This is a genomic window from Clostridium saccharoperbutylacetonicum N1-4(HMT) (assembly GCF_000340885.1).
Taxonomy (GTDB): domain Bacteria; phylum Bacillota; class Clostridia; order Clostridiales; family Clostridiaceae; genus Clostridium; species Clostridium saccharoperbutylacetonicum.
The window spans coordinates 3867012-3887918 of sequence record NC_020291.1 but is presented as its reverse complement, the minus strand read 5'-3'; the positions used below and the strand labels follow the sequence as shown (position 1 = coordinate 3887918).

18 protein-coding genes are annotated in these 20907 nt (G+C 27.6%); 16 read left to right on the top strand and 2 right to left on the bottom strand.

Going from position 1 to position 20907, the window contains the following annotated elements:
• Positions 1 to 148 precede the first annotated feature (148 nt).
• Genes CSPA_RS17450 through CSPA_RS17445 form a run of 3 tightly spaced genes read left to right on the top strand, consistent with a single transcriptional unit; the run spans position 149 to position 1100 of the window.
• Positions 149 to 412, top strand: coding sequence for a DUF2087 domain-containing protein (locus CSPA_RS17450; RefSeq protein ID WP_015393672.1), 264 nt, complete (start codon positions 149 to 151; stop codon positions 410 to 412).
• Complete coding sequence (locus tag CSPA_RS30260; protein WP_015393671.1) at positions 391 to 567, top strand: hypothetical protein; 177 nt, start codon at positions 391 to 393, stop codon at positions 565 to 567. Before CSPA_RS17450 ends, CSPA_RS30260 begins: the two co-directional genes overlap by 22 nt.
• 35 nt (positions 568 to 602) lie before the next feature.
• Positions 603 to 1100 carry a GNAT family N-acetyltransferase gene (locus CSPA_RS17445; protein WP_015393670.1) on the top strand — a complete coding sequence of 166 codons (498 nt, stop codon included), beginning with the start codon at positions 603 to 605 and terminating at the stop codon, positions 1098 to 1100.
• A gap of 423 nt (positions 1101 to 1523) precedes the next feature.
• On the opposite strand, the gene CSPA_RS17440 is transcribed toward CSPA_RS17445, so the two are convergent.
• Positions 1524 to 2405, bottom strand: coding sequence for an AraC family transcriptional regulator (locus tag CSPA_RS17440; RefSeq protein ID WP_015393669.1), 882 nt, complete (start codon positions 2403 to 2405; stop codon positions 1524 to 1526).
• Positions 2406 to 2588: 183 nt separating this feature from the next.
• On the opposite strand from CSPA_RS17440, the gene fabF reads away from it, so the two are divergent.
• The 5 genes from fabF to wsfD all read left to right on the top strand — a co-directional run bounded on the left by fabF (position 2589) and on the right by wsfD (position 11275).
• Complete coding sequence (gene fabF, locus CSPA_RS17435) at positions 2589 to 3824, top strand: beta-ketoacyl-ACP synthase II (RefSeq protein ID WP_015393668.1); 1236 nt, start codon at positions 2589 to 2591, stop codon at positions 3822 to 3824.
• 403 nt (positions 3825 to 4227) lie between these two features.
• A complete protein-coding gene (gene helD / locus CSPA_RS17430) occupies positions 4228 to 6498 on the top strand; it encodes an RNA polymerase recycling motor HelD (RefSeq protein WP_017810510.1) in 2271 nt (756 codons plus the stop codon).
• 477 nt (positions 6499 to 6975) lie between these two features.
• Positions 6976 to 7263, top strand: a complete 288-nt coding sequence (locus CSPA_RS17425; protein WP_015393666.1) for a hypothetical protein — start codon at positions 6976 to 6978, stop codon at positions 7261 to 7263.
• Positions 7264 to 7511: 248 nt separating this feature from the next.
• Positions 7512 to 9554 (top strand): M13 family metallopeptidase, encoded by a 2043-nt coding sequence (locus CSPA_RS17420; protein ID WP_015393665.1) that lies wholly within the window; start codon positions 7512 to 7514, stop codon positions 9552 to 9554.
• 230 nt (positions 9555 to 9784) lie between these two features.
• A complete protein-coding gene (gene wsfD / locus CSPA_RS17415; protein ID WP_015393663.1) occupies positions 9785 to 11275 on the top strand; it encodes a glycan biosynthesis hexose transferase WsfD in 1491 nt (496 codons plus the stop codon).
• On the opposite strand, the gene CSPA_RS17410 is transcribed toward wsfD, so the two are convergent.
• Positions 11217 to 12020 (bottom strand): CPBP family intramembrane glutamic endopeptidase, encoded by an 804-nt coding sequence (locus CSPA_RS17410; protein ID WP_015393664.1) that lies wholly within the window; start codon positions 12018 to 12020, stop codon positions 11217 to 11219. The genes wsfD and CSPA_RS17410 overlap by 59 nt on opposite strands.
• 234 nt (positions 12021 to 12254) lie before the next feature.
• Between CSPA_RS17410 and CSPA_RS17405 the strand changes: the two genes are divergently transcribed.
• The 8 genes from CSPA_RS17405 to CSPA_RS17370 all read left to right on the top strand — a co-directional run bounded on the left by CSPA_RS17405 (position 12255) and on the right by CSPA_RS17370 (position 20904).
• On the top strand, positions 12255 to 12758 hold the full coding sequence (locus tag CSPA_RS17405; RefSeq protein WP_015393662.1) for an AAA family ATPase: 504 nt from the start codon (positions 12255 to 12257) through the stop codon (positions 12756 to 12758).
• 306 nt (positions 12759 to 13064) lie between these two features.
• On the top strand, positions 13065 to 14021 hold the full coding sequence (locus tag CSPA_RS17400) for a CAP domain-containing protein (RefSeq protein ID WP_015393661.1): 957 nt from the start codon (positions 13065 to 13067) through the stop codon (positions 14019 to 14021).
• A 216-nt stretch (positions 14022 to 14237) separates the two neighbouring features.
• Positions 14238 to 14609: an SdpI family protein gene (locus CSPA_RS17395; protein WP_015393660.1), complete on the top strand. Its 372-nt coding sequence runs from the start codon at positions 14238 to 14240 to the stop codon at positions 14607 to 14609.
• 259 nt (positions 14610 to 14868) lie between these two features.
• A complete protein-coding gene (locus CSPA_RS17390; protein WP_015393659.1) occupies positions 14869 to 15969 on the top strand; it encodes a glycoside hydrolase family 113 in 1101 nt (366 codons plus the stop codon).
• Between the two features lie 144 nt (positions 15970 to 16113).
• Positions 16114 to 16800 carry a response regulator transcription factor gene (locus CSPA_RS17385; protein ID WP_015393658.1) on the top strand — a complete coding sequence of 229 codons (687 nt, stop codon included), beginning with the start codon at positions 16114 to 16116 and terminating at the stop codon, positions 16798 to 16800.
• A 4-nt stretch (positions 16801 to 16804) separates the two neighbouring features.
• Positions 16805 to 18217: a sensor histidine kinase gene (locus CSPA_RS17380; RefSeq protein WP_015393657.1), complete on the top strand. Its 1413-nt coding sequence runs from the start codon at positions 16805 to 16807 to the stop codon at positions 18215 to 18217.
• A 128-nt stretch (positions 18218 to 18345) separates the two neighbouring features.
• Complete coding sequence (locus CSPA_RS17375; protein WP_015393656.1) at positions 18346 to 19581, top strand: hypothetical protein; 1236 nt, start codon at positions 18346 to 18348, stop codon at positions 19579 to 19581.
• Positions 19582 to 19632: 51 nt separating this feature from the next.
• Positions 19633 to 20904, top strand: a complete 1272-nt coding sequence (locus tag CSPA_RS17370; protein WP_015393655.1) for a hypothetical protein — start codon at positions 19633 to 19635, stop codon at positions 20902 to 20904.
• The last annotated feature ends 3 nt before the right edge of the window (positions 20905 to 20907 follow it).

Sequence of the window (20907 nt, the reverse complement as noted above, 5' to 3'; positions counted from 1 at the left end):
GAACTTTCAGTTTATACATGTGTGGTTTTTGTTACGTTTGCTAGATAATAAACATAATAAATATAAGTTTGTAGATTAGTAGACAATTGTAAGTATCTGATGTATAATAAGTGAGAAGATACAGCAGAATTTGAAAGGAGAAATTATTGTGGAAACCATAAAAAGATTTTTAGATGATGAGGGGAAAATAAAGATTTGGCCAAAAAAGAAGGAGCTAAAAATTGAAATATTGAAATACTTGAGTACTAAGTTTGAATATGATAAAAATTACGTTGAAAAAGAGGTAAATGTTATAATTGAAAAATGGCATACCTTTAATGACTTCTTTTTACTTAGAAGAGGCATGATTGATTATAAATTCCTATGTAGAACCAGAGATGGAAGTAATTATTGGAGAAACAGGGAGGAATAATTAAATTAAAAAATTGGAAAAGTTTAAAGTTTTGGCATTGTCGTGGATTCAATAATATTACTAAAGTTAGTATAAAAGGTGAATTGCTAGATGAAGGTTATGCTTGTATTGAACTTGAAAAAGCAGTTTCAAGGAGTAGTGATATTAAACCTTAGAAAAATTTACAATATAAATATGGGAGCAAATAATTATGATGGCTTTAGAAAGTGAAAGATTAATTTTAAGAGGATGGTATATATCAGACTTAGATGATTTACATGAATTTACCTCGAATAAAAAAGTTGCTGATTTAGCTGGGTTTAAAGTTAGAAACAATAAAGGGGAAAGCTTGCAGCTTTTGCAAAGATTTATTATTGATTCTAATGACTCATTGTGGGCAATTGAATTAAAAGAATCAAATAAAGTAATTGGATGGATTGAAGTACATGAGCCGGCAGAAAAAACTTTTACTAATTCTAAGGAAATAGGGGCAACATTATCAGAGGAATATTGGGGACAAGCTTTAATTCCAGAAGCAATTAAACAAGTTTGTAGCTATTTATTTATTGAAGAAAAAATAAGTATAGTTGTATGGTCACATTATGTATATAATGTTCAATCTGAGAAAGCAATAATTAAAGCTGGGTTTAAATTATATTTAGAAGAGAATAATAAAAAATATTATTATATACATTCTAATTATCAATGATCAATTAATGTTGATTTTCTTTGGAAATCTGCAAGTTTTGAATAATACTTTTGGGAACATATAAATCAATATGGCCTTGATTAAGGATGAAATAAAGTACGGATTGTATAGATATCCAATTTAAGAGTTTTACTTATAAATAGAATATGTATATACTCTTGAGAAATTAAAATTACAAAACTATACTAGAAATTAGATACATATTTGTGCAAGCGGCATATGAAATTAAGCTGTGATGGTTATTAGTGGAAGGGTGTTCCGCTTTCTGCTTGTCATAAATTTACTTTAGGAACATGCAGAAATGGGTGCAACCTTCCACTTAGAACCCATCCAGCGAAAATTTCATTAGTCCGCTGTAATAAATATGTGTTTAATTTCGGTAAGTTTCGCATATGTCTAATTCTCGCTTTGGATATCTATATTCTAAACATCTTTTATTGGTTGAAATACATATAATTCACAATAATCATCTTTTGATATAGAATTATCAATATATTCAAATCTAAAAGTATCAGCAAATTTATAGCCTGATTTAAAAATCCATTTTCTATATAATTGGACTAAGATACGTCCTAAATGACGATTGTTAAGATTGTCTGGACGAAAGAATCCAACAAAACGAAATACCACATATTTATGAGCTGGGATTGAAATACATGTCATTCCCTTTGGAACATTATTTAAATCTGTTACTTGTATACTTGGAATATAGTATATAAATCCATCACTGCTCCAATCTGTGAAGCCAAAATACTCTTCAGTTTGTATTGCATTTGGAATTTTATTTTTATGATTATAAAAGAAATCTCTTCCATATGCATTTGCACTTCTGTCACCAGATTTACTCATTATCTTATATTTAATACCAACCAAATTAAATTTTTGTTTAAATACAAAATATGGTGTATAGGTAACTGAATTACCAAAAGATAAAATATCATTTGTATTAATTTTTTCAGTTAAAACTAAGCTCAAGGAAGTTTTGTCTGATCTTACCTTTAATGGAGTATATCCAAAAACCTTTTTAAAGGCGCGAATATATGACTGTTCATAATCGAAGCCATAATCTAAAGCAATATCAATTATTCTCATATTAGAATTTATAAGTTCAGTTATGCTTGAGGTTAGCTTACGACCTTGAACATATTCTATAATAGATTGTCCTGTTAGAGATTTAAAAATTCTATGAAGATAATATTTTGATAATCCAGTATGCATAGATATATCATCTAAGGAAATCTTATTATAGAGATTTTCTTCAATATAATTTACTGTTTCAATAATAGTTTCTTTTAAATCTTTCATAAATTTAAACACCTTTTCTAATAATAAAAAGCAATATCTGTTCATTTTAATAAATAATTTGCATGTAAAATTACATTGAAAGACAGTACAGAATCATTTAATTTATTATAGTCATTAATTAGATTAAAGTAAATACTATGTGAATTAGAAAAAATATACTTATTATAAATAGGAGGATTTTAAATGAATAGAAGAGTTGTTATAACAGCCATGGGAGCAGTTACAGCATTAGGGGTAGGTGCAGATAAACTTTGGGATTCAATAAGAAGTGGAAAATCTGGTGTAAGTTTAATTGAAAGAGTAGATGTTTCGGATATGCCAACAAAGGTTGCATCAGAAGTAAAAGATTTTGACCCAAGTGATTTTATTGATAAAAAAGAAATTAAAAGGATGGATAGATTTTCACAATTTGCTGTAGTAGCAGCCCAATTGGCTATGGATCAATCACAACTTAATTTAGATAAAGTTAATAAGGAACGAATTGGTGTAATAATTGGTAGTGGAATAGGTGGAATTGAAACTTTAGAAAGTCAATATGAACAGCTATCTGAAAAAGGGCCTCGTAGAGTAAGTCCATTTTTAGTTCCTATGATGATTGGAAATATGGCTTCAGGACTTGTTGCTATAAGATTTGGGGTCAAAGGTTTTAATGAATGTACTATTACAGCTTGTGCAACTTCTACAAATTCTATCGGGGATGCCTTTAAGGTAATTCAAAGGAATGATGCAGACATAATGATTGCAGGAGGGGCAGAAGCATGTGTTACAAGGCTTACTTTAGCTGGTTTTTGTGCAAGTAAAGCAATGACAACAAACCCAGATCCTAAAACTGCAAGCAGACCATTTGATGTCGATAGAGATGGCTTTGTTCTTGGAGAAGGTTCTGGCGTGTTAATACTTGAAGAACTTGAGCATGCATTGAGTAGAGGAGCTGAAATTATTGCAGAGATTGTTGGTTATGGTTGTACAAATGATGCATATCATATAACTTCACCAGCTGAAGGGGGAGAAGGTGCTGCAAGATGTATGAAGCTTGCAATCGAAGATGCTAAAATTAATCCTTCTGAAGTTGGATATATAAATGCTCATGGTACTTCTACAACAGCAAATGATAAAAATGAAACTGCAGCCATAAAATCCGTTTTTGGTAAGTATGCATATGAACTTCCAATTAGTTCAACGAAATCCATGACTGGACATTTGCTTGGGGCATCTGGAGCTATTGAAGCAATAATTACAGCTTCAGCTCTAAGGGATAGATTCATACCGCCAACAATAAATTATAAAAATAAAGATGCTGAATGTGATTTGAATTATGTACCTAATGAAGGAATAAACTCAGAATTTACTTATGCATTAAGTAACTCTTTTGGATTTGGTGGACATAATGCAACATTGGTATTAAAAGCATATAAATAATCTAACTATTTGTTAAATTAGAAACTGCATTAAGGTATAGAAACTTTAGTGCAGTTTTTATTGCTGTTAATATTTAAATAAATTGACAAAATCACTTTACAAATACAGAAGATAAAATATATACTAAATAAATGCGGTATTATACGAAAATTTTATATACTTACGTTGAGTATATATAAATGATAAAACGCCAGGATAAGGTGTTGAAAATCTTTTATGTAGTATATAAAAAAGAAAGGAGCTTATAATGATTTTCAAGGACATGTGAAATTAGCTGATATGCATAATTTACTGTTTTCTTGGTGTGTGAAAACTTTGAAATTTTCAAAATTTCTAGCTAAATTATTAGCAGAGCAGATATTCTTTCACGTGCTTAAATATTCATTATACAATGTGTATAGCTATGAATGTAAATTTGGCAGAGGAACGAGAAATACTAATTGAAAAGAAGAAAGTTATACAAGAGGAGATTAAAGAGAAGAAGTTAAAATTTCAGGATGTTTCTAAGAAACTTAATAAACTCAATAAGGAAGTAAAAACTTTTAGTGAAGAAAAAGTCGCAAATGAACTTATTTTTAATCGCTTAGCTAAAGATATTGAAAAATATGAAGAAGCCTTAAGTGAACCGTATTTTGGAAGAGTAGATTTTAGAGAACATAGAAGCTTTACAGAAAGTATTTACATTGGAAAGAAAGGTATAAGCAATAGTAAAGATGGAGAAGAGATCGTTGTAGATTGGAGAGCACCAGTTGCAGATCTTTATTATAGTGGAACAGGTGGAGAGGTATACTATACAGCTCCAAAGGGAATTATTGAAGGAACATTAGAATTAAAGCGTAAGTTTTTATATAAGGATAATGATATAGAACAATTATTTGATGAAGGATTAAATGAAATAATTATAAATGGTGGAGAAGGGCAAAACTTAGTTGATGAGTTTTTAAAGATTAACCTTGAGGAGAATAGAGGTAAAAAACTTAAAGAAGTTGTTGCTACAATTCAAAAGGAACAAAATGAAATAATAAGATGGCCTAAGAATCTTCCTATAATAGTACAAGGTTCAGCTGGGTCAGGAAAAACAACAATAGCATTACATAGATTAGCATATCTTATTTATAGATACAAAGAAAATATGAAAGGAGATGAAATCTTAGTTTTAGCTCCTAACAAATTATTTCTAAACTACATTTCAGATATTTTACCTAGTCTTGGTGCAGATGAAGTAAATCAAAGCACCTTTGAAGAACTTGTTTTATCAAAGCTTAAATTAAAAGAAAAAATATATAATAAAGATGAAAAAATAATGAAAATTATTGAAGAAAAAGATGAACATAAGAAAAAGCTTATTGTAAATTCTAGTAAAGTTAAGGGTACATTATTATTTAAGACTATGCTTGATAGATATCTAGCCTTAATTGAGAAAGATACCATTAGTATTGAGGATATCAAAATTGGAAATGAGATATTATTTGATAAAAAGGAAATTAAAAGGCTGTACTTTAAGGACTTGAAGAATTATCCAATAAATAAAAGAAAAAATGAAATAAAGAAATATTTGAACTTAAAGCTAAAGGGAAGAACCGAAGAATTATTAATAGATATAGATAATCAATGGGAAATAAAAATTCGTGAAATAAGAAATAGAGATAAAGATTCTGAGGAAAGAAGAAAATTTCTTATTAAGCTTTATGAAGAAAGAGATAAAATAAAATCTGATGTAAAGAATAATGGCAAGAAAGAATTTAATAATTACTTTAAAGAATGGAAAGATATAAACTCAAAGGACATTTATTATAATTTCTATAATAATGAATTGTTTGAAGAAGCGACTGGAGGTAAAATACCTAAAGTCTTAGCAGATTATATGAAAGAAGAATTTAATAGTAATTATGAAAAAAATGTATTAGATGAAGATGATTTAGCGGCTCTAGCTTATTTAAGAATTCTACTTGAAGGAATAGAGGAAAAAGAAAGATTTGAATATATTGTAGTTGATGAAGCCCAGGATTATAGTCCATTTCAAGTTTATTTAGTCAATAGATTTGCAAAAGGCAATGCTTTGACCTTAGTTGGAGACTTAGCTCAAGGTATTTATTATTACAAAGGTTTAAAAACATGGGAAGACATAACGGAGAATGTATTTGAGGGAAATGCAACTTATGTACAATTAACGCAAAGTTATAGATCAACTGTTGAAATAATTGATTTTGCTCAAAAAACCTTGAATGCCCAAAATTTAGGACTTAAAGATGCAAAACCAGTTTTAAGACATGGTAAAAAGCCGCAAATAATAAAAGTATCTAAAGACGAGGAAGTTAAGATTGCTATTGAGAAGATCATAAATGATGTTAAGGAAGAAGGGAAACGAACAATAGCTATAATAACAAAAGATAGTTTAGAGGCTAAAAAAATATATAGTTATTTAAAGAAGAGCAAATATAAATTTGAATTAGTTGAGGGAAAAGAAAAGGAATTAAAAGAAGAATTAATAGTGATACCTTCATATTTAACAAAAGGTCTGGAATTTGACTGTACAATAATTCTAAATCCTAATATAGAAAATTATAAGGAAAATATTTTAGATGAAAGACTATTATATGTATCATTAACTAGAGCACTTCATTTAGAATATATAATAGAAAAAGATGAAATTACAAATTTGATACACCTATAAAAAGAGTGGCTATGCCACAATAAGGAACTTTTCTGTAACTTGAAATTTATGCAACAATTACCGAAATAAGATACATTTATCTTCCACAGGACTAGTGAAATTTTCGCTGGAAGGTTCTAAATGTGGACTTGCAGTCATTTCAGCGTGTTCCAGATGTAAAATCTGGACAAGCTGAAAATGAAACAAGCCCCCCCATTAAGAACCTTCATCAGCTCAATTTCACATGCCTGCTTCCAGAAAAATGTATCTTATTTCTATTGTAGTTTAGTAATTTTAATTTCTTAAGTGTATATTATTCCATTTATAAGTTTAATTATTCAGTTGGATATCTATCTTAAGAGCACAATAGTATTTTAAAATAATTATTGTGCTCTTTTGATTATATAAAAGTTTGTAATATTTATATTTTAGTATAGTTAAACCTAAGAGTAATATATTTATTATTATATCAATATATTATATTGGAGGTGGATGTAAATGATAACAATTAAGAGTGATGCCTGCAATACAAGAGAGTCAATTGAGTTTTATAAGAAGTATATGGATACCTTTGGAGAAATAACAGAAGCCGAAATGATAAAAGAAGATTGTTATATATTAAAGCTTACCAATAACAATAAAGAAGAATTTATTTTTGAATATGGACTTACAGCAGGATATGGTGGAGAGGGCGCAGAAGGAACCTTGGAAGTATTGAAATTGGCAGGTTTTGATGCGTATCTAGATGTAATTTTCTCCAGAGAAAACTTTAAATTAAAAAAATGAATTTAAGAAGTCCTACGCAATTTGTAGGGCTTTTATTATATGGATTAATGTATAAGGCACTATTAAATAAATAACAAGTCCTCTAGCTAGCATATTTTTGACTTGTTATTTATTTTCATGTGCCTAAGAATCATTTTTAAAACAATTAAGGTTAAATTAAGGTGTGGGATTATTGTAAAATAATTAGCAAGGAATATAATAAAAGATGGTTATATCAAATTTGATAAGGGAATGGAGAGGGTTTTTTTATGAAAAAATCTAAAATTAAATTAATTATTGCAGGGGTGTTAATATGTTCATTGTTTGTTGGTCAAGGTACATGTGTTAAAGCAGCAGAGACTGCTACTAATGCCAATACAAATGTTGCGCAAACAGTAAATTCGATGAGAATTCAAGATGATTTTTATAATTATGTTAATAGACAATGGTTAAATACAGCAAAAATAGAAGCTGGAAAGACATCTAATTCAGCATTTATGGAAGCTGATAAATCATTGACAGAGCAAAAGAAACAAATAATCAAGGATTTATTGGCTAATGAAAAAAATTACTCAGAAAATAGTGATGAAAAAAAGATTATTAATTTATATAAAAACTACTTAAATATGGATGCTAGAAATAAAGAGGGCATAGAGCCAATAAAAGAAGCAATTCAAGAAATGAGAAATATTAAATCAGTAAATGATATTTCAAATTTAAGCATAGATTCAAAAATTGGCAATAGTTTGTTAGATTTAGGATGCCAAGTGGACTTAAAAGATGCAAATAAAAACGCGCTATATATTGGACCAACAGCTCTTAGCTTAGGGGATTCAGATGAATATATGAAGCCTACAGAAAATAGTAAAAGAGTAAAGGGGTTAGTAGAGAATTATTATGTTAATATTTTGACTTTAAGTGGTTATAGTAAAGAGCAGGCACAGACAAAGGTAGATAATTTATTTAAGTTTGAAAATATTATGGCTGCGTCAATAACTGGTAAGCAAGAAACCTCAAAAGATGATAATGCTATAGATAAACAATATAATGTTTACACTTTGGATCAACTTGATTCAATGGCACCTAATTTAAAAATTAAAGCAATTATGAAAAATAGCAAAGTAGAGAAGGCAGATAAAATCATTTTAACTGAACCAAAATGGTATAAAGCCTTAAATGATATATACAAAGATGAAAATCTTCCAATGATTAAGGATTATCTTGAAATTCAAAATATTGCTGCTATTGCCCCATATTTAGGTCAGTCATTTGAAAAGGCTTCACTTGAATTTAAAAATGCATATTTAGGATCACAAGGGGATATATCAGAGGAAGAAAAAGCTATTAATATGGTTAATGCTACATTAGGTGATCCTTTTGGCAAAATATATATTCAAAAATATTTTTCTGATAAAGTTAAAAATGATGTTAAAGATATGACAAATGAAATTATAGAAACATATAAAACTAGAATTAATAAGTTGGATTGGATGAGCGAAGCAACTAAAAAGAAAGCAATTGAAAAATTAGATAAGCTTAATATTCAAATTGCGTATCCAGATAAGTGGGAAGATTATTCAAAGCTACAAATAAGATCCTTTGAAGAAGGTGGATCACTTTGGGATAATATTGAGAATTTAAAAAAATTCGCATTTGAAAAGCAAATAAGTAAATTAAATCAACCAGTTGATAAGACAAAATTTGCTTGCCCTCCACAAACAATTAATGCATTTTATAATGCAACCTCAAATACTATAACTGTTCCTGCTGGAATTCTGCAAGGAGCATTTTATAATGCCAATGCAAGTAAAGAAGAAAAGCTTGGTGCAATTGGAACTATTATAGGTCATGAAATAAGTCATGCCTTTGATAATACTGGTGCAAAGTTTGACGCTGATGGTAACCTAAACAATTGGTGGACAGCAGAAGATTATGCTAAATTCCAAGATAAAACAAAGAAGGTAAGAGCTTTTTATAGCAACGTAAAATTAGATGATGGGAAAAATGTTAATGGAGATCTTACTGTTGGTGAAAATATTGCTGATATTGGTGGAATGACTTGTGCGTTAGATATTTTAAGCAAAATGCAAAATCCTGACTACAAAGCATTTTTTGAAAGCAATTCATCTGTATGGCGTGAAATTAATACTAAAGAATATGCAGAAATGCGACTTCAATATGATTCACATTCACCGAATAAAGTTAGAAGTAATATAGTTTCTGCCCAATTTGATAAATTCTATGAAACTTTTGGAATAAAGCCTGGCGATAAAATGTATGTTAAACCCGAGGATAGATTAAAAATTTGGTAAGATTATTGTTTAATATATTTAACTAACAGAGATAAAATTAAAAAAATATTTGATAAAAGAACTGCATTATTCTTTATGAATTTGCGGTTCTTTTATTTTAAGATCAATTATTATCAGCACTTTAATAGTATTTAAAATAAAATAGTATAAATTTTATAATTTACATCATATTACTATTAGAACTTATTTTTAGATAAGAACAAATTCCATTTATACGGAGGAAAAGCCCAATGAGCATTAAAGACGTTAAAATAAATAAGTATAGGGTTTGTATCATTTTAACTGCAGTGATGATAATAACTTCAGTATTATTTATTGGACCAGAAGTTGGTGTTGCTGATCAAGGGGATTTTGATAGAATAATGAATATTTCAGGATTGAGTTTGCTAGATAAGGATAAAAATAATCCTGATTTTATTAGATTTTTCAAATACATAGTTACTGAATATAAAATTAATCCAATAGATAATCTTTCAAAGACTATAAAGGGGTGTAGTATTAGTTATTTAATTGTGCCCATAAGTAAAGTTATAAGAATGTTTGGAGAAAATATATTTAAAACTAAATATTTAGCTCTTATATATAGTTGTTTATATACTCTAGCATTAATTATTATTTTAAAAGCATTTAATATAAAAAATACATTAAATTCAATCATAGTCTCTACTTTAATTTTATTGATTTTTTTCGATGGTAATTATTTAGTTTGGTTCAATAGTTTATATGGTGAACCAATGATGATAGTAACTTTGTCTCTATTTATTGCATGTGTATTAAACTATATACATTGCAAATACGCTATTAAAAATTGTAAGAATATAACTATAAATATTGCTTTTATAATAATTACCGCATTTTTATTTTTAGGATCAAAACTTCAAGTAACTATCTCATTACCAATTATAATTGCTCTAATATTAAAAATTATATGGGATAACAGGCTATGTTTAAGTAAAATTAGCTTAGGGGCTCTGTGTATACTGATATACATATTAGTTCTTTATCCAATTGGAATTTGTAATAAAAGTGATAATTTGTGTAAAGATACAGAATATAATTCTGTTTTTTATGGGGTATTAAATGGTTCAAAAACACCTAGGCAGGATTTAATTGATTTGGGACTTAATCCGGATATGTCTATAGAGGCTGGAAAACATTCATATTTAGAGAAAACTGAATATGAAAAATATATTCCAGGAGCAGAAATAACAAACGAAGAGTTTTATAGTAAGGTTAGTAACCTGAGTTTGGCGAAATTTTACTTAACTCATCCTATAAGATTATTTGAAGGGATGGAATATACGGCCGGAAAAGCTTTTAATACTAGTACATCATTAGGCAAATGCTCTCAAAATTATAGTGAACTCCCTATAGTAGAATTTCATAGATTTACAATTTGGTCAGATTTTAGAGATCATATATTGCCTAAAAATTTATATTTTATTGTAGCAGTTTATCTAATAATAATAATTCATTCTATTCACGATTATATTAATAGTAAATCAAATTTAGAATTTAAGAATAGGATACTACTACTTTGGGTAGTAATGCTAATTGGAATAATTCAATTTCCTATGCCATTTGTAGGAAATGGAAAAGCTGATACTGCAAAACAACTATTTCTATTTAATTTTATTTTTGATGGATTACTCCTATGTATGTTTACATATGTTTATCTAAAATTGAAAACTTTTTATAAGCGTAAATTGCAAAGAAAATAAAATAAATTAAACCAAATATGCCTAGGCCATTTACAATATAAGGGTTACCTATAATATAACCTTGGACTGGTAGTAATTTATATGATGATCCTAGAATAGCTAGATTTAGATTATTCCATAATGTAAGCATTATGCTTGGAAGAATTACATTTTTAGATAATGTAAAAAGATATGTAAAACCGAAGTTTATAGCAAAAACGGCTGCAGATTGAAGCAAAGTATAAACAATAGCTTTTGATAAACCATGATGAAAATTTAAAATAAAAATTACTGGAAGATGATATAAGGTTATGATAACACCAATTATAAAGGTAGCACGTTTTATTTTATATTTTTCAATAAGTCTAGGAAGTAAATATCCTCTCCAACCAAACTCTTCTAATAAACCTACAATAAATAACACTATTGAGATTAAAGTAATACTTACTATTTTTAAAAATATGTTGTTCCAACTAGTTAGTAATGAACCTTGATGTGTAAATATAGTAACTAACATACAAAACAATACTGCGGTTATTGGGAAAAATATTGTAAATGCTAAACTTTTAACAGATATTCTTTGAAAAAAAGGTGTAAGTAGATTTTTTAAAGATTTATTTTCAATTAACATTGAAACGATAGCTGCAAATGCTGGAAGTGCAGTAATGGCAAGCAATAAGCTATTTGATCCTTTAAACCAAAATAATATGCTAATAAAATAAGTTATTGGTAAAATGATTGATAAAAATATTCTTTCGTATTTCATGTTTTAGCTCCTCTCAATGATTATCTAAATCATTGTATCTATTGTATAATACAATTATGACGGTAATTTGTAAAGAGGAGTTTGGAAGTAATAACTATTTTGAGTAATAATGCCAGTAAATAGAATATATTTAAATAGTATAAAGATTAAATCTGTATTAATTTATAGCTTTATGGTAAATTTTTTGAATGATATAATATTAATAAATATTACAGTATTTAGGAGTTTTTGATTATGAAGAAAAAATTGATAATTATTAATGGAACAATGGGAGTTGGAAAAACAGCAACTTGTAGAGAACTTAATAAGAAACTTAAAAATTCAGTATGGCTTGATGGTGATTGGTGTTGGATGATAAATCCTTTTAAAGTTAATGAAGAAAATAAAGAAATGGTGATTGATAATATAACTTACCTATTAAAAAACTTTCTTAAAAATTCAACTATAGAATATGTCATTTTTAATTGGGTCATACATATTGAAGAAATTTTTGAGGAAATATTGAAGCCTTTAAATGCTTTGGATTTTGAAATTATTAAGATTACTCTTACCTGTAGCGAAGAGGCTCTTAAGAATAGGATATTGGAGGATGTTAAACATAATATACGAAATGATGATTGTTTAGTTCGGAGTATTAATAGACTTGAAATGTACAAAGACATGTCTACAAAGCAAATTGATACAAGCGAATTATCAATAGTAGAAACAGTTAAAGAGATAGTGAAAATAGTTAAATGACTTTTGATATGAGTATATTTTTATAAAAATATAGGGGCCTAGCCCTTGAAGAATCTCTTGTTAAAGGATATCATGAAGTATATTGAAATAAACGGGAGTATACAGGAGAACTTTTTAGCTAATATCATTTAAATGAGATATACTAAGAATTGCTTTGTTGAATAATGTCGAAAATATGATAGTATAGAGTCATGGACTTCACAGAAAAAGCGAATATGATTAATTTAAATTATAAAATCATGTTTAAGTTTTTAGATTTTTATTTATAATGTGAAGTCAAATACGAAAGATAAAGGAGAAAAACTAATGAAGAAAGCTTTTTTAACAAAGATTGTGACAGGGGTTATTGCTGCAACAACAATTACTACTATAGCACCATTAGGAGTATCTGCAGCAACTACTAATTCAACATATGATAATTTCTATAATTATTATAATTCACTTGCAAATTCTATTGTTAACTCTGGATGGGTTAAAGATAATGGGAATTGGTACTATTTTGATAACTCAGGAGCAAAGCAGACAGGTGTACTTAATATTAATGGAAAAACTTATTGTTTTAATCCATCAGGAATAATGCAAACTGGAAAAGTTGCTATTGGTAATAAAACGTATACATTCTCTGATAATGGACAAGCTATTGGATCGAAGACTCCATCAGTGGACAAAGTATTTGATTCAACTAATAATGTAGTAAAAGATAATAATAAAACTACTACAGTATCTAATCAAAATAAAAATGAAACAACAACAAATGCTGGAACTACAACTAATACAGCAAATACTAATTCAGGAGCTAAAACAACAAGTAGTACAAGTAATACAGCTTCAGTAGATGTGCAAGGGTTACCTAAGCTACCAACAAATTATTCTGTAAGTATTCAAACTTCTGCAGAAGATAAGATCCTTGAATTAATGAATGCTAAAAGAGTTGAAGCAGGTTTAAAACCATTAACCTTAGATAAAACATTAATAAGTGTAGCAAGATATAAAAGTAACGATATGATTCAAAATAACTTTTTTGATCATACAAATCCAGATGGAACAAAGTGGACAAACTGGTTACAAGCATTAGGCTATAGTTATACTACAACAGGAGAAAACATTGCATACAATACTTATGATGCTGTTGAACTATTTACTCAATGGTGGAATTCACCAGGTCATAGAGCTAATATGATGAATGCTTCATATACTAAAGTTGGTATAGGAGTAGTTTATGGAAATGGAAAATATATGGGCTCACAAGAATTTTCAAATTAGTGTACAAGCCTTAAAAAATAATTATTAGCTAAAATATAAATACTAAAAAGATGAAATTTGAGGTAGAAAAATAATACTAAAAATTTCATCTTTTTATTGTTAATAAAGCATCTAAAAAAATTTTATATGATACACAACAAAAAATGTGATATAATATCATTGTGCGAAAATAATATACAACATATGTTTCTAAAGGAAATAAATGGGGGATGTTTTATGATACTGTTAACTAATATATTACCAAGTATAATTTTTATTGTTTTGGGAACTATATTAAAATTGTGGCCACCAAAAGAAATAAATCATGCTTTTGGATATAGAACTTTTTTTGCTATGAAAAATAATGAAACATGGAAAGAAGGTAATAGTTTCAGTAGTGCAATGCTGATATTAAGTGGTGTTATAGCTTTGTTTTTCTCAATATCAGTTACATTTTTATATTCTAATGCTCCAAGTATATCAAGTACGCTATCTGGAGTTGGTAGCATATTGCTTGGATTAAGTTTTGGGTTTTATACTGAGGTGCATTTAAGAAGAATATTTGATAAAGATGGAAAAAGAAAAGTAGAATCAGAAGTTTTACAATAAGGAAATTTTAGGGAATACATTAGGCACTATCAAATAAATAACAAGTCCTCTTGCCAGAAATTTTCGACCTGTTATTTCTTTTCATGTGCCTTATGCAATGACAATCATAGTATAGGTTAAGTAAAACAGAAGTAAATATTAAAACTTCTGTTTTTTTTATGGATTCTTTAATAATGGAGGAATCAGGAATTTATATGGAATGAGTACTTTGCTATTAAATATTCAAAGGTATTATTTAATATAACTGTTGGGGGTAAATATGACAAAGAAAAAGACAATAATAATAATTTTAGTATGTTTATGTTTGGGTTTATTTTATGCCTATAACTTTAACGTAAATTCTAGGGGATACATAAATGATATTATAAATAATATAGAAGGTAAAACTTTAAATTCAAAATTTGAAACAAAGATTAAATCAGGAAATTTATCTACTGATTATAATATAGACCAAGTTCTTAAAGACATAGATAAACTTCAATTAAATACATTGAATGTGCCAATAGTTATTAATGTTAGCTCTAGAACATCTAGTAATATGTCAATAGAAGGTTGGAGCGAGAAAAGAGCTATAGAATTAATTAAGAAATTAAGGTTTAAAAAAATAAATATTATACTTGAGCCTTATCCTTGGATAGAAAATGGAAGTGTAGGGGAAACTGAGTGGAAGCCAGATAATATAGAAGAGTTTTTTTATAATTGGGAAAATGATGTTTTAGGAAAATTGATTAAGGATGTAGCAGTACCTTATCATGTAGATGCATTAAATGCTGGAACTAGTTTTGTTTATATGGAACAATATGAAGATAATATGTGTCATATGATTGATTATGTTAGAGAACGATATAAAGGATTAGTGACATATAGAACAAATTTTTGGGTTACTGCTGCAGATTTTGCGCCAGAATACACGGAAAAATATAAGTCAAAATTAAACAATCAAGTATTTTCAAAAGTTGATTTTATTTCAATAGCAGCTTATTTTGAGTTGACAGAAAATGAAACAAACACTGTTGAAAACTTAACTAAAGCTCTTGAAAATACTACAAAATTTAATAGGAAACAAAATATAAAGCAAGAAATAAAGAATTTTAATGAAAAATGGAATAAACCAATTTTCTTTGGAGAATTAGGCTTTCCTAAGACAAATAAAGCAACAGAAGAGCCTCATAATCCATTAATGTCCAATATTATGAATAATAAAGAACAAGCTAATTGTTTTGAAGCCTATAAAAATGTGTTTAGAAATGAATCCTGGAATTTAGGTTTTTCAGTATTTGCAATTGGAGAAACCAGTGATGATAAAAGATATTATCCAAGTAATGAAAGTGCTGAAATAATAAAAAACTGGTATTCGTAAGTATAAATAATAATAATATAAATCAAAGCTGTTGCTCAATACATTTAGTGGGCAGTAGCTTTTTTTATTAATTTCTGTTAGGAAACATCTATGTAACAAATTAATGGTAAAATGGTAATATAATCTAAACTTGAGGTGAAAAATATGGAGACAAGTAAAATACTTGTAGTGGAAGATGATAAAAGTATAAGAGAAATGTTAACCTTTGCTCTTGAAACAGAAGGGTTTAGTGTTGATGTAAGTAAGAATGGAACTGAAGCTTTAATGAAAAATAATGAATTTAAACCCAATTTAGTTCTTTTAGATTTGATGCTGCCAGATATAAATGGTTTTGAAGTTTGTAAAAAAATACAGCAGGAAAGAGATATACCAATAATTATGGTTACAGCAAAAAATGATATAGTGGATAAGGTTTTAGGCTTGGAAATAGGTGCTGATGATTATATTACAAAGCCTTTTCATATAAAGGAAGTAATAGCAAGAGTTAATAAATCTCTTAAAAGAATAGAAAAAGCTGTGAAAGCAGAAAGAGAACAAGCTTTAATCACGATTGGAAAAGATATCTTTTTAGATGAAGAGGGGAGAATAGTGGTAAAGAAAGGTAAAGAGATAAATTTGCGGCCTAAAGAATATGATTTGATATATCTGTTAGCAACAAATAAAGGTAAAGTTTTTTCAAGAGAAGAACTTTTAAATAAAATATGGAGCTATGATTATTATGGTGAATTAAGGACTGTAGACGTACATGTCAGAAGATTAAGAGCTAAGATTGAAGATGATGAAAATAAGTATATTGAAACAGTTTTTGGTGTTGGATATAAGATGAGGTAGCTATATGAAAAATAGAAAGCTGAGAACTAAAATTACATTGAGGATTGGAATTTTTATAATTTTATGTGATATTGCATTAAATATAGTTGTTAAAAATATAATAGATTACAGCAGTAGTAATACAATTAAAAATGATATGATCATTCAGCAAAATAATGCAACAGATTTTATTAATGAATACTTTATGATTAATGGTAAAAATTTAGATAAGCAGACCTTTATAAGCAATAGTCCTAAAATATCAATAAGTTTATCAGAAAATAATAATTCTACAGTTGGAATTTATGATGATAATGGACAACTTCAATATGAAAGCGTAAAAGGAGAAGTAAACAAAAGCATAAATGAACATATTAACAAAGCTAAGGAAAATAAAGCATATATATACTTTGCCAAAGAAAATGATGAGAATAAAGGATATTTTGCATATCCATTTTATTCAAATGGAGAAGTTGTTGGAATAGTTGAAATTATACGAGATTATAAAGATATAATTTATAATAATAGAAGTATTTATTTACTATTTACTTTGGTTGAAAGCATTTTCTTTTTTATAATATTAATTTTAATCTATATTATATTGAGAAAATCAACGCGCCCTATTGAAAATTTATTAAAAGGCGTTAGAGAAGTATCTAATGGTAATTATGGATATGAAGTGGTTGAGCTAAATAATAAAGATGAAATTGGTGATTTAGCTTATGAATATAATAAAATGAGAACTAAAATTAAAAAGCAAATAGAAGTTACACATTATTTGGAAAAATCTAGGAGGGATTTTTTCTGTAACATCACCCATGAATTAAAAACACCATTGACCTCAATAGCTGGATATGCAGAACTATTACAAACAAATTATGATAATGAAAAATTTAGAATACAGGCAATAAATTCAATTGAAAAAGAAAGTGCAAAGTTAAATAGTATGATATCGAGCATATTGGAAGTATCAAGAGGTCAAATCTTAAATAGAGAGAAAAATGAATTTGATATTGGAAAGCTGATAAAAGATACTTCAGATGAAATGAAAATAAGAAATAATAATAGCTTAAAAGTTAAATTAAATGTTGAGAATAGCAACATCCTTGGAATATACGATGAAATAAAAAGTCTTTTGTTAAATTTACTAGAAAATGCTTATAGATATTCAATTGAATATGGAGAAATAGAGATAGTTGGACAGAAAAAAGATAATTATTATAATTTGTCAATTTCTAATAAAAGCTATAATTTGGATTCGGAATTTCAGGAAAAAGCTTTTGAACCATTTATAAGAGGTGAAAATGCTTTGAATTTAGAAGGTAATGGTTTGGGGTTATACATATGTAAGTTAATTGTGGAAGAACATAATGGAGAAATAGATATTGAAATTAAGGATGATGTTGTAAAAATTATGATAAAGTTAACAACTATGTAACATTATTCATAAATTTTGAAACATTTTAGATATAAAATATATATATAGGGTAAAGCACGTGAAAAACCGTATTATAAAAATATTAACTAAATAGTTTACTGCTATTAGAGTTAGGGGGAATTAATGTTGTGATACATTTAGTTAAATTAATAATTATATTGTTAATGGCTTTAATAACATCATTAAGTGGATGCACGAAGATAAAAGAAATTAAAGTTTCAGATAATGTAAAAGCAGAAGTTACATCTAAAGCAGAAGATAATAAAATTAGAAATCAGCCTGAATTAAAAAAGAAGCTTAGTGGGCTTGAAAATCAAGTGGTATTATCTTGGATTGATGATGAGAATGTTTTAACGGTTAATCGAGATTCTTCTTGTCTTAATGATTCGAAAGTAATTCTGAGTAGTTATAATGTTGAAAGTGGTGAAATTACAGAAATATTAAATGATAGTAGAATTACGAGAATATATGATACTCCATTTAAACAGCATGATGGATTGATTTTGCTAGGAAATAGAAAACAAGCATTTACTTTTGATCCTAAAGAAAAGAACTTGGAACTGGTTTTAGATGTTGACAAGGAATTCCCAAATGGGGTACCTGGAAGTCAAAAGTCAAAAGATCAAATGGATTTAAGAGTACTTAATGTTCAATTGATTAAACATGATTATATTTCATACGTTAGTAAATTAAATAGAGAAAAGGGAAAAAAATATGCAGAAACTGCAGAGTATACAATATTAAATTATAAGGAAAACAAAAAATATACTCTTGAGGAACGATTTTCAGCAGCAGGAATTGATTGTAAATTTGATTTAACAGGTAATAATATTTACATTGGCCAATTTGCTAAATTGACTAAATTAAATATAGAAACGGGAGAAAAAGTATCTATGGATCTAAGTATGCCGAGTATTGAAAATATATTTGAAGATGGGACATTACTTGTTTATTGTATAGAAGAAAATGGTACAACTTATGATAAGGAAAGGATATATAAAGTGGATTTTGATAAAAAAGATGTAACTAGATATGTAGAAAACTATGAAGGAAAGAATTTATCGATTGACTCGATTGATTTTAAAAACCAGTTTGTTTGTTACACTTATTTTGGGGATGGTGAAGATAGAAGGCAAGATGTTGCCATGTATGGGAGCTTAAAAGGAAATAAATTTGTTGTAACCGATAAATTGTTTAAGAATAATGAAGAAGAAGGCTGTAATGATCCAAGAGAATTTATTTTTAGTCCAAACCATAATAAATTTATAGTAACAGTAAGTAAATCTAAAGTTGAAAAAAAAGATGATAGTAAATTTGATGTTACATATCTTAAGGATGATAAATATCTTTTTGAATTACAATAAATTTTTAAGAAATATGTATGATAAATAATTATATAATAGGGGGAATAAAGAATGAAAGAATTTAGGAAAAACTCATTAAGAATAACTCGAAAAACAATAATAAGCTGCATGGTGCTTGCAGCTGTTACAGCAGCAAATTGCTCTGTGGTTAAGGCAGCTGATAATAATTTGATAACAGCTACTTCAAGTAGTGAAACAAATGTTAATGGAACATATAAATTCATTATTGATTCAGATGTAAAAGATTATGATGATATATACAAACTAGAAAAGGTTACAAACTTTAAATTTAAGCTGCCAAATTTTCTACCAGAAGGAGATAAATTACAAGCTATTCAGTTAATCAAACTGTCAGATAAAGATAATGCTATCCAATTATATTATAATGGTGAAGATAAACATATAGCATCTGATATTTCATTAAAAATATCTAAAACTGATCCTGTAGAAGCTACAAAGAAAATAGAAGTTGATAAAATGAAGACAACTAAAAATCATAAGGTTGAAGCTGAAGAAAAAACTATGAAGCTAGGAGATATTAATGGTACAAGTCTAAGCTTATCAATAACTTCTCCTTCAGAAAAATTACAAGATGGTTTTATAACAAAGGAATTTAAAATAAGTGACAAATATTTCATCTGGCAAGCTGATGGTATATATTATAGCATAAGGTACAGTTCACAAATTATTGAGGAAGGTAAGAGTGATAAGGAAAATATAATACTTTCAGAAGATATGATTAAAAAAATAGTAAAATCTCTTGTAACTCCATCAGAAATAAAAATTAATGACTATTCTACCATAAAGAATGAATTATCAACAGAAACTGGGGTTATGGGAATTTATGATAATGAAGATTTGAAAAAAGCTGAAAAGCTTCTTGGATTTACTCCAAAGCTACCAATAAGCATTAATGATGCTATAAATATAAAAGAATCAGTAGTTGGTGTTTCAAGTGATTCAGATATTAAGAATAATAAGATTGATTATGAACTTGATAGTTTTTATACAAATAAAAATGGTTCCATTACTTTTAATGAAGGAAAAACTTCAAAACAATATGATTATATAAAGAAGAATGGTTATTATAGCGAAAAAAATTGGAAAACTAATGAAATGGTTAAAATTGATGTTAGTAAGTTAAATGTAAATAATACAGAAGTTTTTAAATTTAAGGAATTGCAAGTAGAAGAGAATCAAGCACCATGTCTATGTTACTTTTGGAAAGAAAGTGATATTTATTATTCAGTTATTTTCTTTGGGCAAGCTGATAATTCAGATGAAATAATAAAAACTTTTGTAAATTCTAAACCTATGGCCTAATTT

What these genes read in the sequence shown, in the direction of transcription:
- CSPA_RS17445 (WP_015393670.1), top strand. Translation starts at nt 603, where the DNA reads ATGATGGCTTTAGAAAGTGAAAGATTAATTTTAAGAGGATGGTATATA.
- CSPA_RS17440 (WP_015393669.1), bottom strand. Translation starts at nt 2,405, where the DNA reads ATGAAAGATTTAAAAGAAACTATTATTGAAACAGTAAATTATATTGAA.
- fabF (WP_015393668.1), top strand. Translation starts at nt 2,589, where the DNA reads ATGAATAGAAGAGTTGTTATAACAGCCATGGGAGCAGTTACAGCATTA.
- helD (WP_017810510.1), top strand. Translation starts at nt 4,228, where the DNA reads ATGAATGTAAATTTGGCAGAGGAACGAGAAATACTAATTGAAAAGAAG.
- CSPA_RS17425 (WP_015393666.1), top strand. Translation starts at nt 6,976, where the DNA reads ATGATAACAATTAAGAGTGATGCCTGCAATACAAGAGAGTCAATTGAG.
- CSPA_RS17420 (WP_015393665.1), top strand. Translation starts at nt 7,512, where the DNA reads ATGAAAAAATCTAAAATTAAATTAATTATTGCAGGGGTGTTAATATGT.
- wsfD (WP_015393663.1), top strand. Translation starts at nt 9,785, where the DNA reads ATGAGCATTAAAGACGTTAAAATAAATAAGTATAGGGTTTGTATCATT.
- CSPA_RS17410 (WP_015393664.1), bottom strand. Translation starts at nt 12,020, where the DNA reads ATGAAATACGAAAGAATATTTTTATCAATCATTTTACCAATAACTTAT.
- CSPA_RS17405 (WP_015393662.1), top strand. Translation starts at nt 12,255, where the DNA reads ATGAAGAAAAAATTGATAATTATTAATGGAACAATGGGAGTTGGAAAA.
- CSPA_RS17400 (WP_015393661.1), top strand. Translation starts at nt 13,065, where the DNA reads ATGAAGAAAGCTTTTTTAACAAAGATTGTGACAGGGGTTATTGCTGCA.
- CSPA_RS17395 (WP_015393660.1), top strand. Translation starts at nt 14,238, where the DNA reads ATGATACTGTTAACTAATATATTACCAAGTATAATTTTTATTGTTTTG.
- CSPA_RS17390 (WP_015393659.1), top strand. Translation starts at nt 14,869, where the DNA reads ATGACAAAGAAAAAGACAATAATAATAATTTTAGTATGTTTATGTTTG.
- CSPA_RS17385 (WP_015393658.1), top strand. Translation starts at nt 16,114, where the DNA reads ATGGAGACAAGTAAAATACTTGTAGTGGAAGATGATAAAAGTATAAGA.
- CSPA_RS17380 (WP_015393657.1), top strand. Translation starts at nt 16,805, where the DNA reads ATGAAAAATAGAAAGCTGAGAACTAAAATTACATTGAGGATTGGAATT.
- CSPA_RS17370 (WP_015393655.1), top strand. Translation starts at nt 19,633, where the DNA reads ATGAAAGAATTTAGGAAAAACTCATTAAGAATAACTCGAAAAACAATA.